Source organism: Lysinibacillus sp. FSL W8-0992, from assembly GCF_038008685.1.
Lineage (GTDB): Bacteria > Bacillota > Bacilli > Bacillales_A > Planococcaceae > Lysinibacillus.
Genome location: NZ_JBBOZQ010000001.1, coordinates 1,103,805 through 1,119,711 on the forward strand (window position 1 = coordinate 1,103,805; position 15,907 = coordinate 1,119,711).

Sequence of the window (15,907 nt, forward strand, 5' to 3'; positions counted from 1 at the left end):
GGTAATAACTATTGAATAAGGTAGGAATAAAACAGTGTATAAATTTACGGCAAATCTTGTCAAATTGATATTAAAATTATCAGGTTCAAAAGCACGTGTATATGATGAGCAAAACTTACCGAAAGATGGTGGGTTTATTATTGCATGTACACATACAGGGTATGTGGATATATTAAACTTAGGTGTTGCAGTCTTGCCTCGTGAAATTCACTTTATGGCGAAAAAGCAATTGTTTGATATTAAGGGGCTTGGCTGGCTTATTAACCATTTAAACGCCTTTCCAGTTGACCGTGACAATCCAGGACCAAGTGTTATTAAAGTTCCATCGCAGTTGCTGAAGGAAGGGAAGATTGTTGGGATTTTCCCATCAGGTACTCGAAACTCAGAAGGATCTGATTTAAAGCAAGGTGCTATAACGATTGCACAGCTGTCTAAAACACAGATTGTTCCAGCTGCTTACGTTGGAGCGCGAAATGCTGGCGATGTGTTTAAGCGTGGGAAAGGTTATCTCATCTATGGTGAGCCGTTTTATGTAACAGGCAAAGGAAAAGAAGGGCGTGAGGAATTTACACTCCATCTTGAACACGAGCTTATAGCCTTAACAGACGAATTAAATAAACGAATTGCAGCGGATAAAAAATAATACGGACAGCACTCAGAATCAAGTTGATTTTGGGTGCTTTGTCGTAGGGGGCATTTTTCATGATTAATGTACTTTTTGTTTGCCTAGGGAATATATGTCGCTCTCCAATGGCTGAGGCAGTTATGCGAGATTTAATAAAAAAAGAGAAGTTGCATGACAAAATAAAAGTAGATTCGGCTGCAACAAGCTCTTGGCATATTGGCGAGCCTCCACATCGAGGTACACAAGACAAGTTGCGAGAATATGGTATTTCGACGACAGGAATGCAAAGTAGACAACTACATAAGCAAGATTTTGACCAATTCGATTACATTATTGGAATGGATGAAAATAATATTCGTAACATTTACACGATGCTTGGAAATCCCGATTCTCCAAAAATTTTTCGTTTTTTAGATTTAACGGACCATCGGATGGATGTACCTGATCCATACTATACAGAGGATTTTCAGGAAACTTATGATTTAGTGCTAGAAGGCTGTCGGGCTTTATTAGAAAAAATTAAGCAAGAGCAAAAGCTATGAACATGTAAGAACGATTAAGAGCCTTAAAATTAAAATATTTCATGCAACAACCTGTTCAGAAAACATTACGTTAGACATTGGTATATCTAGCTTTGTAAGCATCAATATGTTATTATTTGCAGAGTAAAGATACGAAAAGTATTTAAATACCATTTGCAGATGTGCAGTTGTACATCTATGATTTTTATAAACTTTATTTTCGAAAGAGAGTGGAAACAATGGGTCGTAAGTGGAACAATATTAAAGAAAAGAAGGCGTCAAAAGACCAAAGCACAAGTCGAGTGAATGCAAAATTCGGTCGTGAAATTTATGTAGCAGCAAAATCAGGCGAACCAGATCCTGAATCAAATCGCGCTCTTAAAGTTGTTCTTGAACGTGCTAAAACTTACAGTGTTCCTAAACATATTATTGAAAAAGCAATCGAAAAAGCGAAGGGTGGCGGCGATGAAAGCTTCGATGAACTACGCTACGAAGGTTTCGGACCAGCTGGAACAATGCTAATCGTTGATGCTTTAACAAACAATGTTAACCGTACAGCTTCTGATGTACGTGCGGCATTTGGTAAAAACAACGGTAACATGGGCGTAAGTGGTTCTGTAGCTTATATGTTTGATTCAACTGCAGTTATTGGTTTAGAGGGCAAGACTGCCGATGAAGTTCTTGAAATTTTAATGGAAGCAGATGTCGATGCACGTGATATTCTTGAAGAAGATGAGACAGTCATTGTTTATGCGGAACCAGACCAATTCTTTGCTGCACAAGAAGCACTGAAGGCGGCGGGCGTTCAAGAATTCACTGTTGCTGAGCTTTCTATGCTACCTCAAACAGAAGTTGCATTAACAGGTGATGATGTAGCGAAATTTGAAAAATTAATTGATGCATTAGAAGAATTAGATGATGTACAAAACGTTTACCATAACGCAGATTTAGGTGAATAATTTTTTATTATAAGTCAGACCAGTAGCAATCCTTTGCTACTGGTTTTTTTAACTTAGGGGTAAAGAGCTATTAATGAAATCAAATCATGATGGATACAGACCGTGGTTGAATCAAGTTAAAGGTTCTACCGGATGTCGCAGATTTAAGGAGGAGAATTGTGCAAACTTTTTTAGCTATCGTTATATTTTTAGTGACGTTATTTTTAGTAATTGTCCAGCCACGTAAATTATCTATCGGCTGGTCTGCATGTATAGGTGCAGCATTTGCCTTAATGCTCGGTGTCGTAACAATCAACGATGTCGTGGCAGTTACCGATATTGTTTGGAATGCAACGTTATCGTTTATAGGGATTATTATTATTTCCCTCATTTTAGATGAAATCGGATTTTTTGAATGGGCTGCATTGCATATGGCTCGACTTGCGAGAGGAAGTGGGATTCGGCTATTTATCTATATAGCCTGCTTAGGTGCGATTGTTTCTGCATTATTTGCAAACGATGGTGCAGCACTAATATTAACGCCAATCGTCTTAGCGATGGTAAGAAAGTTAAACTTAACAGAGCAAAGGGTATTTCCGTTTATCATTGCGAGTGGTTTTATTGCAGATACAACGTCATTACCACTAGTAATCAGTAATTTAACGAATATCGTGTCAGCGGATTATTTTAATATAGGTTTTATGGAATATGCAGTGCATATGGTCGTGCCTAATATCGTTTCTTTAATCGCTAGCATTTTCGTGCTATATGTTTTTTTTAGAAAAGTCATTCCGAAGCAGTATTCAATGGAAGCATTAGTTCACCCGAATGTCGCGATTCGAGATCAAAAGTTATTTAATATTTCTTGGTACGTTATCGCAGTATTATTACTAGGTTTCTTATCGAGTGAGTATTTTACTATTCCAGTGTCATTTATTTTATGTAGTGTTGCAATTATCTTTTTATCGTTGGCACGGAGAAGCAAAAGCATTGATACGAAGAGGGTTATTAAAGGTGCACCGTGGAGCATAGTGTTTTTTTCAATTGGTATGTACGTTGTTGTTTATGGTCTGAAAAATGTAGGTCTTACAGGTTTATTAGCAGATTTGTTAGAGCTTACTGTTCAGCACGGCTTGTTTGTAGCGACATTAACAATGGGCTTTGTTGCAGCAATTTTGTCTGCAGTTATGAATAATTTGCCGACCGTTATGATTGATGCATTGGCTATTGCTGAAACAAGTGCAAGCGGAACAATTAAAGAAGGATTGATTTACGCCAATGTGATAGGTACGAATCTAGGACCGAAAATGACACCGATTGGTTCATTGGCAACATTATTATGGCTTCATATATTGGCACAAAAAGGTATTAAAATAAGTTGGGGGCAGTACTTTAAAATAGGTATTTTACTAACTATACCGACACTTTTCATTACATTACTAGCATTAATTGCTTGGTTAGTAATAATATCATAGTATAAAAGTCAAAATAGTTGAAAAAATAAAATATTCAGTAATAATAAGTAATTAGTATACTAGTAAAATGAAGAAGGAAAGTGCTAATAATATGACAAGAACAAATAAGTTAAGTAATAAAATTATTTTAATGTTATTAATGACAATAGTCGCTTTATTGATTGGTTTTATAGTAACTACTATTTACACAGCAAAATCATCTGTAAATAAAACGATGGGCACACAGGCAGTTGCGATGGCAGAAAACATTGCTAAACAGTTAAATGTTGATGATTATATTGCACTTTCAAAAAGCCCATCGGAGTCTAAATTATACTGGGAGTTAAGAGAAGAGTTAAATGGATTACGTGAACAAAATGGCGTTCTCTATGCTTACACATTTGCCGTACCAAAGGAAGATCAAAAAGTAAAATTTTTAGTAGATGGAATGCCTAAAGATGATCAAGAAAATGCAGGTATTATTAATACGGAATCATCTTCTACATACTATAAAGATATAGAAAAAGTAATGTCTACAGGCAGTTATTATTCAGCAATATTACATAGTGATTTTGGCGATTATTTATCAGGTACAGTACCGTTAAAAGATGCATCAGGTACTATCGTTGCCTTTGTTGGTGTAGACATTGATGCAACACAAGTAAGCGGCGTAACGAATACCGTATTATCTTCTGTTTTACCAGCTCTTATTGCAATTATGTTAATTTTAACGGCGATTGTTATGTACGTAGTGTATCGTTATGTAAATCGTTCATTAAAACCGTTAAGTTATTTAGGGGAAGCTGCAGAAAGCTTTGCGCAAGGTGATATTGAGGAAGCTACAAAAGCAGTGGAACAAATTCATTTTAAAAATAAAAATGAAATTACAGTTTTTGCACTGGCCTTCAAGGAATCACTTATAAAGTTAAAAGACACATTCCAAACTATTCAACATCGTACTGTGGCATTGCAAGATGTTGTAGGCAAAATAGATGCTACATCACAGCAGGTTGAAACATCCAATTTGAAGATTGCAGACCGTATTATCGAAATTGCAACAGGCAGTGAGCAGCACCAGCAAAATAATAATGAGGTTGTGTTAACGATGAACGAAATGTCGATTGGCATTCAACGTTTAGCAGATACAACTTCGGAAATAGCTGAGTCTTCTACTGCGATGACAGGATTAGTCGAATCGAATGTAACCCATTCCCATGAGGTTGTTTCACAAATTCAAAGTGTAGAATCTTCAGTCTTACGTACAGCAGGACATGTGGAAGAAATGGGTAATAAATTTCAATCAATTGAAGATATGGTCCAGGTTATTACAAATATCGCTGATCAAACAAACTTACTTGCATTAAATGCAGCTATTGAAGCGGCGCGGGCTGGAGAAGCTGGGAAAGGCTTTGCTGTTGTAGCTGACGAGGTGCGTAAGTTAGCTGAAATGTCTAAGACTTCAGCCGATGATATTCAAAAGCATTTAATAAGTTTCAAAGATATTACGGAACGCGCCCTTTCTGAAATGGCGCGAAGTGCGGAGGATGTGCAGGCAGGTAATGTAGCAGTGCAACGTATCGGTACGAGCCTTTCTCAAATTTTACAATCCGTAGTGCTTGTTAATAATAAAATTCAGGATGACTCTTCAGTCATAGAACAAATGTCAGCAGGCTCAGAAGAAATATTAGCGACAATAGAGCAAATGCAAAGTATTGCACAGCAAAGTGCCCTAGGAACTAAAGAAGTAGCAGCAGCTTCGGATCTTCAGGTGGCAATGGTTTCAGAATTAAATGAAGTTGTGGAAATTTTGGAACGTACATCAAAGGAAGTAATTGAAGCGATTAATACATTTAAATTATAAAGAAAATCAAAAAACTATTTTTCTACACAACGTATCCCTGTAGAAAGATAGTTTTTCTTCTGTGCGAAAAAATGTGTATATTAGCATATTTACTCGAAAATCTGAATATTCTACACATTTATTGTGAATTACCCATTGTGTAAACTGTAAAACCATTCCATAATATGATTAATGCATTAAACGATAGAAGTAAAAAGGGGTGTAAAGTATGAAATTTTTACGTTCAATACAGGGGAAATTAATTATCGTTTCAATGGCATTATTAATAGTGCCGAGCTTAATCATTGGTATAGTTAGCTATGGGAAAGCAAAGGATGGGATGGAAGGATTAGGGGAACAAGTCCTTCAAAATAGCGTTGAGTCTACTTTGCAATTAATCGAACTGGCAAATGAAAGTGTAGAAAAAGGCGACATCCCATTGGAGGTTGCGCAGGAAAAAGTACGTGAAGCGTTACTTGGTCCAAAGGATAGTGAGGGAAAGCGACCAATTAATTATCCTGGTAATTTAGGTGAATATGGGTATATATACGTGTTAGACGATAAAGGGACGCTAACAACACATCCTACTCGTGAAGGGGATAACTTGTGGGATGAACAGGATAGTAGTGGTACGTATTTTATTCGCGATGTAACTGAACGAGCATTAGAGGGTGGGGGCTTTACAAAATATGAATTTGCACTTCCAGGTCAGGATGTTTTAGCCGATAAAATCATTTACTCTACAAAAGATCCACATTGGGGATGGATTATAGCATCGGGTACATATATGCAAGATTTTAATAAGGAAGCTAATTCATTGTTATTAGTTATTGGACTGACACTATTAGGAGCCATTATTATCGGTACAGTTATCGTCATATTGGTTTCTAGACATTTGGCTTTGCCTGTTAAAAAATTGTCGACTCGTGTACGTGAAGTAGCGCAAGGTAATTTAACGGTGGAAATTGAAAACCTACAACGTACAGATGAGATTGGCCAATTAAACACGGGCTTTAATGATATGGTAGATCAATTGAAGACATTAATTACAAATGTGGAAGAATCAATCGCTGAAATTCAATCTACTTCGTCTAATTTAACAGCCGTTGCTGAGGAAACTAATGCGTACGGTGATGAAATTGTGAAAGCGATTAACGAAGTTTCAAGAGGTGCAGTTAAACAAGCTTCAGATGCTGAAGATACGAATCATACAGCTATAGCATTTGCTCAGCAAATTGTAGGGCTGCATGATAAAAATGAATTAATGTTAGATGCTTCTCAAATTATGAAGCATTCCAATGAAGAAGGGCTTGTAAATTTAAATAGTTTGAAGGACACATCACAGGAATCGTCTACGCTTATTAATAGTGTACAAACAGTGTTTAATAGCTTAATTGTTAAAGTAAGAGAAATTGAAGGTATTGTGGGAACGATTAATGAGATTTCCGATCAAACAAACCTTCTTGCATTAAATGCATCGATTGAAGCGGCACGTGCTGGGGAGCATGGCAAAGGATTTGCAATAGTAGCGGAGGAAGTGAGAAAGCTAGCAGACCAAACTTCCGTTGCCACAGACTTAGTACGCACAACGCTACGTGGAATTGAAAGTGAAACGAATTTAGTGAACGATGAAATGCAAAAAACAAGTGCTATTGTTCGAGAGCAAAATAATTCAGTTGGAATAATGGAATCTTCATTTAATGAAATTGAACTAGCTGTTGAAAAAATTATAGCAATTATTGGAGACATGACTTCAGGTGTGGCATATTTAAATAGCTCTAAAGATGATATGATGCAGTCTATTGAAAGTATCGCTATGATCAGTGAAAAAAATGCAGCAGCTTCTGAGGAAGTAACAGCATCTGTTGACGAGCAACAAAGAGCTATACAACTTGTTAGCGAATCCTCCAACGATTTAACAGACGAAATCTCAGCATTACAGGAATCGATTCAACGCTTTACTATAAGATAGTTAATAAAGATGCTTGTACAGTAGCCAATATTTGTACAAGCATCCTTTTTATATTCTGGACGTTGTAAGTAAAAAGGGGTGTTGCATTTGAAAAAGTGGTTGGTGGGAGGAATCACAATTGTCGTTTGTATAGGTAGTGCCCTCTATATATGGTTAGGACAAGAAATGAAACGAGGGACACAGCCAGTTGCTGATGGAACCGAACAATATGCGATAGTGCTTGGGGCAAAAGTAAAGCCTGGTGGGATATTATCTCTATCTTTAAAAAATAGATTGGAAGAGACTGTAGCTTATCTAAATGAGTATCCGCACGTGAAGGTAATCGTATCAGGTGGTCAGGGAGCAGATGAGGATAGGACAGAGGCTTCTGCAATGTTGTCGTACTTGCAAGAGAAAGGGATTGACCCTGAACGAATTTTAGTGGAAGAACAATCCACATCGACATATGAAAACCTACTATTTTCAAAAGAATTACTTCCAGAGGGAACTAAGCATATTACGATCGTCTCGAATGATTTCCATTTGCAAAGAGCAAAGTATTTAGCGAATAAGCTTCAGCTAGAGGCGGATGTCGTTGTTGCAAAAACGCCAAAATCTGTAGAAGCGAAGTTAAGGATTCGTGAAAGAGCTGCATTGTTAAAAACATATATCATAGGACATTAATGGTATATTTACTTTCTTTCTTTAATATATTTGTCATATAATAGAAATATAATGAGTAAACGACAGAAAGAGGGTACTTCTATGACAACGTTTAAAGATTATAAATACAGCCGTCCAAACGTGGCAGCAATGAAAGAGCAGCAATTAGCTTTAATTGAGCAATTTAAAGAAGCGCAATCTGTTGAGGCGCAAAGCGAGCTAATTGAAAAGTTAAATGAATTAAGCAATGAGTTTGCGACAATGGCTAATCTCGTTTATATTCGAGCATCGATTGATACGAACGATTCGTTTTATCAAGAAGAACGTGACTATTTTGATGAAGTAGGCCCAGAGCTTGAAGAGATTACAACAGAATACTATAAAGCATTAATAGTTTCACCATTCCGTGAGCAGCTTGAAGAAAAATGGGGCCAACAGTTATTCGACTTAGCGTCCTATCAAATTAAAGGGTTCTCTCCGCAAGTTATTGATTTAATGCAAAAGGAGAACAAGCTAGTTTCCGAATATAATAAATTAGTTGCCTCAGCTCAAATTGACTTTAATGGGGAAACATTAACGTTAGCTCAGCTAGGACCTTATGCAGAATCGACAGATCGTGAAATGCGTAAAGCGGCTACAGAAGCTCGCTTTGGCTTTTTTGCTGAGCATGAAGAGGAATTTGATCGGTTGTATGATGAGCTTGTCAAAGTACGCCATGAGATTGCTGTAAAGTTAGGCTATAAAAATTATGTAGAGCTTGGCTATATTCGTATGAACCGCATTGATTATAATGCGGATATGGTGAAAAAATTCCGTGACCAAGTGCGTGATTTAATCGTGCCAGTTGCAACAAAATTATTTGAGCGTCAAGCGAAGCGCATCGGCATTTCGGACTTAAAGTTTTATGATGAAGCGCTAAACTTCTTAACAGGAAATGCTACGCCAAAAGGTGATGCAGATTGGATTGTCGCAAACGGTAAAAAAATGTATGAAGAACTATCATCTGAGACTGGTGAATTTTTCAACTTTATGATTGACCATGACTTAATGGACTTAGTAGCGAAAAAAGGAAAAGAAAGTGGCGGCTATTGTACGTTTATTGAAAATTATCATTCGCCATTTATTTTCTCAAACTTTAACGGTACATCAGGTGATATTGATGTGTTAACACATGAGGCTGGACATGCCTTCCAAGTATACTCAAGCCGTGATATTGGCATTCCAGAATATTTATGGCCAACATATGAATCATGTGAAATCCATTCTATGAGTATGGAGTTCTTCACATGGCCTTGGATGGAATTATTCTTCAAAGAAGATACAGAGAAATATAAATTTACACATTTAAGCAGTGGCTTACTATTTCTTCCTTACGGTGTTGCTGTTGATGAATTCCAACATGTTATTTATGAAAACCCTACGATGACACCTGCTGAGCGTAAAGCTGCATGGAAAAAAATCGAGGAAACATATTTACCGCATCGTGACTATGATGGCAATAGCTACTTAGAATCAGGTGGTATATGGCAACGTCAGGCACATATTTATGCAAGCCCATTCTATTATATTGACTACACGTTAGCGCAAATTTGTGCATTCCAATTCTGGAAACGTTCACGTGAAGAGTTTGAGGCTGCTTGGAAAGACTATATCCATTTATGTGGCTTAGGAGGCTCTATGTCATTTACGAAGCTTGTGAAAGAAGCTGGTTTAATTTCACCATTTGAGGATGGCTGTGTAGAATCAGTAATTGGTGATATTGAAAACTACTTAAATTCAGTGGATGATACAAAATTATAGATTGCGATAGAATCTTTCTAGAGCTAATATAGTTACTCCAGAAGGACATTAGCATATATCAGTTAAAAAGTGTTAGATTGACTGCCATCGATCTAACACTTTTTACTATGCCGTTGATGCCCGCTACGGCGTTTGCTTTCAGTGGGCACACACGTAAGCCTCAACGCTCGCTAGCGCGCGGATTGCCCACGTCTTACGCTGTGTGCGTCTCGCAGGATTCACCGCCTTCGCTACCATCAACTAGTGTGCTCTCAATATATGAACATCGTTGCCCATTTAAAATATTTTATGTTATGTCCCAGCCTTTTTTTGGGGAGACCACGGAAGGGTTTTTATACAAAATTGTCCAATATAAGTTGTTTTTTAGTCTGTTATCTTTTTTTATGTTTGTAATAAATACTAGGATACTTGCGAAATGGTTAATATATAAGTAGTATTTTCAGTAACTGTGATAAAAGGAAGTGAAGAACGTGACGAGGAAAGTATGGTTTCAAGTAGGAGTAGGCACTTTACTAGTTCTACTAATACTTAAATATTTTATAGAAATTCATTGGATTTTTTCACCGCTTGCGATTATTTTAAAAGCGATATTTGTGCCGTTATTACTTGGTGGCGTGTTGTATTATGTGACAGAGCCGATTCAGCGTTTTTTAGAAAAGCGAAAATGGCCAAGATGGGCTAGTATATTAACAATTATTGTTGGACTGATTGCCATGGTAGTTATCTTTGGGTGGGTTGTTGGTAATCCGATAGCTACACAGCTTAATAATCTAGCGAAAAATGCACCGTTGATTGGATCAAGCATTCAAGATGCAACTGATTATGTGGTCAGCTTGTTCAGCAATAAGGATAATTTACCTCCACAAATAACCGAATTTATCGATAATCTTGCTAATTCTGTACAAAGTATTGCTGTCGTTGCAAGTAAATGGCTCGTATCATTTATACAGTCCATTGTTTCAGTTTCCTTATTAGCTATTTTAATTCCATTTTTCTTCGTCTTTATGTTGAAAGATCATGAGAAATTTGCGCCATCCATTTATAAATATTTTAGTGGTGAACGTCGGGAATGGATAAAAAAGACGTTAAGTGAAATTGATGATGTATTACGTAGTTATATTCAAGGTCAACTGCAAATTAGCTTTTTATTAGCACTTATTATGTATGTTGGATATTTAATTATTGGCTTAGAGTATTCATTATTGCTCGTTATTTTTGCCTTCTTTATGAATATGATACCGTTTATCGGACCGTGGATAGCCCTTGCACCAGCAGTGATTGTGGCAGTTATTCAGGATCCGATGCTTGTTGTTTGGGTATGTGTTGTTACGCTTATTGCGCAGCAGATTGATAGTAACTTCATTACACCGAATGTCATGGGAAAATCTCTCGATATTCATCCGTTAACGGTTATTACAATTATTTTAGCAGCAGGAAATATAGCAGGCTTCATAGGGATTATAATTGCCGTTCCTTTTTATGCGGTATTAAAGGTTATTGTTTCGAATATTTATGATAAACGAATTGCAATAAAGAAAAAGGCTACGAAGTCTGTATAGGGGTCGAATAAAAATGGAACAAGAGATTGTGAAAGTTTTTAATGAGCAGCATGAACAAATTGGCACGGCTACACGAGCAGAAGTACATGAAAAAGGCTTGTGGCATGAGACTTTTCACTGTTGGCTTGTCAACGAGAACTATATTTATTTCCAAATTCGTAGTGCCCAAAAAAAGGACTATCCAGGACTGCTTGATATTACAGCAGCAGGTCACTTACTAGCCATTGAGACAGTGGAAGCGGGCATACGAGAAGTAAGAGAAGAATTAGGATTAACAATCGATATTAATGAAGTCGTGAAAATGGGTATGACTTCATGTAGTATCGTATCCGAAAAAATGATTGATAATGAATTTTGTCATGTTTATTTGTACCCTTTTGAAGACAATTGGGATTCTTTTGAGTTGCAATATGAGGAAGTTTCGGGTGTTGTTCGAGCAAAGCTTGATGAAGCCGAAGATTTCTTTTTAGGAAAAACCGTCACGCTGAATATTGAAGGATATGAATATTTTCCAGATGGACAACGTGCACGGGTAGTGAGACCTGTAAGCACTGCGCAATTTGTTCCATATCGTGAGTTGTATGTTGCAGATGTAATAGATTTTGTAAAAAATTCAATGTACAGACGATAGAATAGCTTAATTATCCGCTAGTTGATTACACATATGAAAAACAATGAAGTATGGTAAGAAACAGTGCTAATTCGCATGTATATAATCATAGTGGCTCATAAAGATAACTTCGAAATGAATTGAAGTTATTTTTATGAGCATTTTATGTCTATATGTTAATTTGTGTAGAAAATAAGCTATACTTGTAATTACAATGAAAGAAAAGGAGCATATACATGCTAACATTTGAACAAAAACAAGCGATAATTGAATCGTTTTCAGAATTAACGAGAAAAGAAATTTCGATGAAACGAGTGAATTATCATTTTATGGACAGTCTGTTTGAAAAAACGATTGTCGTTGAAAAATTGCATCCAAACGGAAATGGTTTTGTCTTTGTAGGGGATTTATTGCGCTACGAAAATGAGGCAAATGATAAAGGATTAGTAAATATTCGTGATTACGATGAGCAACAGCTACGTACCATTATTGAAGATGCGATTACGTATTTAGGTGAGGAACAAGAGGAAGAAGAACCGATTATTGAGACTTGGCGTAATCGTGAAGGTGATCAATTAGAGCTTGCTTTTGAACAACGTTCATGGAATGTGTATCATCGAGATAATCTAGAAGAAGCCTTTGGCACGTATGATGCGGCAAAAGAATATTTATTGGAAGAAGGCTTTCGTAAAAAGAACTAAGTAATATGGGGGAAAACGCGTAATGAGTGGTAAAAAATTGGTGGGGGTTGTACTTATTGTTTTAGTAATTGCATGCTTATTTTCAGTTTTTACGATTCAAAATTTCTATAAAAACAATGAAGAACAGCCAAATAGCGAAAATCGTGAAGTTAATAAGTCAAAAAGTTTGAATTTAATTTTACCACAAGCTACAATTATCTCGGATTCAAGATAATTGAAAGGTGATGTGTTCATGCAACATATATTTCATAAAGGAACAGATGAAACAAAGCCTACCTTATTGTTATTACACGGTACAGGTGGAGACGAACATTCTTTAGTTAGCCTTGCAAAAGAAATTGATGCAACAGCTAATGTTTTAAGTGTACGCGGTAATGTATTAGAAAACGGTATGCCTCGGTTTTTCCGTCGTTTAGCTGAAGGTGTTTTTGATATAGAAGATTTAATTTTCCGTACGCAAGAATTACAAAGCTTTTTGGCAACAGCTGCACAGCAATACGGTTTTGATCGTACACGCATAGTAGCACTTGGCTACTCTAATGGGGCAAACATTGCTGCAAGTTTATTATTCCATTTTGAAGATGCATTGGCAGGGGCGATTTTACATCATCCAATGGTGCCGAGACGTGGAATTGAACTTCCTGCATTAGCTAATACGCCTGTATTTATTGCAGCCGGAACAAATGATCCAATGTGTTCAGCACAGGAATCAGAGGATTTAGAGTCGCTATTATCTGGTGCAGGCGCTAATGTAACAACAGCATGGTTTAACTATGGTCACCAGCTTACAATGCCTGAAGTAGACTCAGCAAGAGAGTGGTATCGTAAATATTTTTAAACGAAAAAACCGAGAACGCTGTAAATTAGCATTCTCGGTTTTTTGTTTGTAGAAATTACTTCTTCTTAGCAAAGGGTAGCCACCAATTCCAGTCGCCAAATAGCTTCATAAGACTTGGGACAAGCATAAGGCGAATAATTGTAGCGTCAATCGCGATTGCAATGGCAATACCAACACCGATTTGCTTTACAGGCATAACGTCGGTAAAAGCAAATGCGCCAGTAATAACGATCATAATAAGCGCAGCAGATGTAATGATACGGCTAGTAGATGTAAGTCCCTCTACTGTTGCACGAGTATTATCCGCACCTTTTTGATATTCCTCTTGTATTCGAGATATTAAAAATACTTCATAGTCCATACTCAAACCAAATACAAGGCAAAATACAATAACCGGAATGATGAGGACAATTGTGCCAGCCTCTATTCCGAAATGTCCATATTGGAATATATATACGAGTATCCCAAACGCTGAGGATAACCCAATAATATTCATAATGATTGCTTTGAGAGGAATTAAAACCGAACGGAAAGCAAGCATTAAAATAAAGAACGTTGACACGATAATAATCAAAACAGCGAATACGATTTTATCCGCAATTTCATCGAAAATCTCTTGATTGAATTTACCTTGTCCACCTAGTTTAAAATCGACGTTTAAATCTTTGTCCATCCATGTTCTTGCAAATTTTTGTGCGGCAGAGGACGAACCAGCTACATTTAATGTAATAGGGATAAACAATTGTGTATCCTTCGAAAAGGTATCAATAAGTGGTTTTAATTGTTCTGCAACTTGTGGCATTTCTAAAGATGCTGTTAATTCCTCTGGCGATTTTATATTAGAAGCCGTATAAATAGTTGATACTTGATCAACGAGTGGATCGTCAAGAAGCTGTTCTTGTATATCAAACAGTAGCTCTCTTGCCTTCTCATCCTCCCAGCCATCTTTACGTTCAGCGAGTAAATATAAAATCGAAGTATCACCGAGCCCAAACGTGTCATCTAATTTATCGTATGCTGCACGAGCATCATATTTAGTTGGTAAAGAATCCACTTGAGGTATAGCTAGTTTAATATCCTTTAATGGAATCATACCGATACCAAGTAACAATAATGCGACAATGACAATCGATACAGGTCGTTTCATAACAAAGCCAGCAAAACTGCGCCAACGATTTGTCCCACCTGGCTTTACGCGTATTATGCGCCACTTATTTAGACGGTCTCCCAACACCATCATTGTAGCAGGTAATAAAGTGAGACCTGACAACACTGCGAATAACACGACAATTGTGCCGCCTAGTGCAATATTGCGGAAAATTTCAACGTCAATAACAATCATGGCCCCAAGACCAATCATGACACAAACAGCAGAAAAGATTATTGAACGGCCAGCTGTCTGGATAGCAATTTGTATCGCATCGGCAACTGTAGAATGACCACGTTCTTCGCGATAGCGATTAATAAATAGTAGAGCGAAGTCAATACTGAGGGCAAGTCCTAGCATTGGCACAATGTTTAACACAAAAATAGATAAGTTAACGCTACCACTAAGTAGTGTCAACAGTCCGAATGCTGTGACAACCGTAACGACACCAATTATAATTGGCAAAATTGCAGCTACAACGGTACCAAAGGCTAGTAATAGTACGACGATAGCGATTGGTAAACCAATTGCTTCAGCAGAAGCCAAGTCTTTTTGGCTAGCTTCATTTATATCCTCAGAAATCACAGGTCCACCTGTAATACTAATGCCATCCTCTTCAACTAATGTGCGAACTTCTTTTACTGTATCGGGCAAATTTTCAATGTTATTTTTAAAATGTACCATGGCATAGGCGATACCGTTCTTTTGTAGCGAAGAATCATCCAATGGTGACTGGATTGAATGGATTTCTTGAATGTCATTGAGTTTTTGTAAGGTGTCTTCGATTTTTTTATTGTCTACTTGGTCAAAGACAACCATTATAGTTTCGGCAGGTAAGTCGAATGTTTTTGCTAGTTCATTTGTGACATAGGTATGATCAGCTTCAACAAAAAAGCCATCTCCATGCAGTTTGCTCGGAAGCTGTATAGCAAACACAGCCATTGCGATAAAAATAACAACCCAAATTGCAACGATAGCTTTCGCATGTGCAGTGATAAAAGCTGAAAAAGTTTTCATAATAATAAAGCATCCCCCTTTTAAACCAGTGTAAAGGATGTGTCGCTTTTTGTCGTGTGACAAAGTAAAACTCCTACTCAAACGGCAATTTTCCTAAAGTGTAAAAAAACAATGCGCTTTCCGCGGGCACGGAGTTAGACGCAACCGTCTTCGTGGATTTTTACTTGGAGTTTGCAAAGGGCTACGCCTAATTGTGTGAGAATTGTGTGAGTGCCTGTCACTAAAAAAGGCACTTTCTGTGAG

At 37.1% G+C, this 15,907-nt stretch carries 14 protein-coding genes; 13 read left to right on the top strand and 1 reads right to left on the bottom strand.

Annotated features, from left to right (window positions below; genetic code table 11):
* Window positions 1–34: 34 nt before the first annotated feature.
* The 13 genes from NSQ74_RS05360 (at window position 35) to NSQ74_RS05420 (ending at window position 13,500) form a co-directional block, all read left to right on the top strand.
* A complete protein-coding gene (locus tag NSQ74_RS05360; RefSeq protein WP_340821947.1) occupies window positions 35–643 on the top strand; it encodes a lysophospholipid acyltransferase family protein in 609 nt (202 codons plus the stop codon).
* A gap of 59 nt (window positions 644–702) precedes the next feature.
* Complete coding sequence (locus tag NSQ74_RS05365; RefSeq protein ID WP_340821948.1) at window positions 703–1,167, top strand: low molecular weight protein-tyrosine-phosphatase; 465 nt, start codon at window positions 703–705, stop codon at window positions 1,165–1,167.
* A 218-nt stretch (window positions 1,168–1,385) separates the two neighbouring features.
* Complete coding sequence (locus NSQ74_RS05370; protein WP_340821949.1) at window positions 1,386–2,105, top strand: YebC/PmpR family DNA-binding transcriptional regulator; 720 nt, start codon at window positions 1,386–1,388, stop codon at window positions 2,103–2,105.
* Window positions 2,106–2,263: 158 nt separating this feature from the next.
* On the top strand, window positions 2,264–3,559 hold the full coding sequence (locus tag NSQ74_RS05375) for an arsenic transporter (protein WP_340821951.1): 1,296 nt from the start codon (window positions 2,264–2,266) through the stop codon (window positions 3,557–3,559).
* A gap of 91 nt (window positions 3,560–3,650) precedes the next feature.
* Window positions 3,651–5,399: a methyl-accepting chemotaxis protein gene (locus NSQ74_RS05380; protein WP_340821952.1), complete on the top strand. Its 1,749-nt coding sequence runs from the start codon at window positions 3,651–3,653 to the stop codon at window positions 5,397–5,399.
* A gap of 208 nt (window positions 5,400–5,607) precedes the next feature.
* The gene (locus tag NSQ74_RS05385; protein WP_340821954.1) at window positions 5,608–7,350 is read left to right on the top strand and encodes a methyl-accepting chemotaxis protein; all 1,743 of its coding nucleotides are present in this window, start codon (window positions 5,608–5,610) and stop codon (window positions 7,348–7,350) included.
* A gap of 87 nt (window positions 7,351–7,437) precedes the next feature.
* Window positions 7,438–8,013, top strand: coding sequence for a YdcF family protein (locus NSQ74_RS05390; RefSeq protein WP_340821956.1), 576 nt, complete (start codon window positions 7,438–7,440; stop codon window positions 8,011–8,013).
* A gap of 81 nt (window positions 8,014–8,094) precedes the next feature.
* Window positions 8,095–9,792, top strand: a complete 1,698-nt coding sequence (locus NSQ74_RS05395) for a M3 family oligoendopeptidase (protein WP_340821958.1) — start codon at window positions 8,095–8,097, stop codon at window positions 9,790–9,792.
* Window positions 9,793–10,262: 470 nt separating this feature from the next.
* Window positions 10,263–11,351 carry an AI-2E family transporter gene (locus NSQ74_RS05400; RefSeq protein WP_340821960.1) on the top strand — a complete coding sequence of 363 codons (1,089 nt, stop codon included), beginning with the start codon at window positions 10,263–10,265 and terminating at the stop codon, window positions 11,349–11,351.
* 13 nt (window positions 11,352–11,364) lie between these two features.
* Complete coding sequence (locus NSQ74_RS05405; protein ID WP_340821962.1) at window positions 11,365–11,982, top strand: NUDIX hydrolase; 618 nt, start codon at window positions 11,365–11,367, stop codon at window positions 11,980–11,982.
* A 215-nt stretch (window positions 11,983–12,197) separates the two neighbouring features.
* Complete coding sequence (locus NSQ74_RS05410) at window positions 12,198–12,662, top strand: hypothetical protein (protein WP_340821963.1); 465 nt, start codon at window positions 12,198–12,200, stop codon at window positions 12,660–12,662.
* Window positions 12,663–12,684: 22 nt separating this feature from the next.
* Window positions 12,685–12,876, top strand: a complete 192-nt coding sequence (locus NSQ74_RS05415; RefSeq protein WP_340821964.1) for a hypothetical protein — start codon at window positions 12,685–12,687, stop codon at window positions 12,874–12,876.
* Between the two features lie 18 nt (window positions 12,877–12,894).
* Entirely contained in the window at window positions 12,895–13,500 is a 606-nt protein-coding gene (locus tag NSQ74_RS05420) for an alpha/beta hydrolase (RefSeq protein ID WP_340821966.1), read from the top strand.
* 55 nt (window positions 13,501–13,555) lie between these two features.
* On the opposite strand, the gene NSQ74_RS05425 is transcribed toward NSQ74_RS05420, so the two are convergent.
* Window positions 13,556–15,664 carry an MMPL family transporter gene (locus NSQ74_RS05425; protein ID WP_340821967.1) on the bottom strand — a complete coding sequence of 703 codons (2,109 nt, stop codon included), beginning with the start codon at window positions 15,662–15,664 and terminating at the stop codon, window positions 13,556–13,558.
* Between the last annotated feature and the right edge of the window lie 243 nt (window positions 15,665–15,907).

Coding starts and splice junctions, on each gene's coding strand:
- NSQ74_RS05380 (WP_340821952.1), top strand. CDS start 3,651: ATGACAAGAACAAATAAGTTAAGTAATAAAATTATTTTAATGTTATTA.
- NSQ74_RS05395 (WP_340821958.1), top strand. CDS start 8,095: ATGACAACGTTTAAAGATTATAAATACAGCCGTCCAAACGTGGCAGCA.
- NSQ74_RS05420 (WP_340821966.1), top strand. CDS start 12,895: ATGCAACATATATTTCATAAAGGAACAGATGAAACAAAGCCTACCTTA.
- NSQ74_RS05365 (WP_340821948.1), top strand. CDS start 703: ATGATTAATGTACTTTTTGTTTGCCTAGGGAATATATGTCGCTCTCCA.
- NSQ74_RS05405 (WP_340821962.1), top strand. CDS start 11,365: ATGGAACAAGAGATTGTGAAAGTTTTTAATGAGCAGCATGAACAAATT.
- NSQ74_RS05415 (WP_340821964.1), top strand. CDS start 12,685: ATGAGTGGTAAAAAATTGGTGGGGGTTGTACTTATTGTTTTAGTAATT.
- NSQ74_RS05410 (WP_340821963.1), top strand. CDS start 12,198: ATGCTAACATTTGAACAAAAACAAGCGATAATTGAATCGTTTTCAGAA.
- NSQ74_RS05370 (WP_340821949.1), top strand. CDS start 1,386: ATGGGTCGTAAGTGGAACAATATTAAAGAAAAGAAGGCGTCAAAAGAC.
- NSQ74_RS05385 (WP_340821954.1), top strand. CDS start 5,608: ATGAAATTTTTACGTTCAATACAGGGGAAATTAATTATCGTTTCAATG.
- NSQ74_RS05425 (WP_340821967.1), bottom strand. CDS start 15,664: ATGAAAACTTTTTCAGCTTTTATCACTGCACATGCGAAAGCTATCGTT.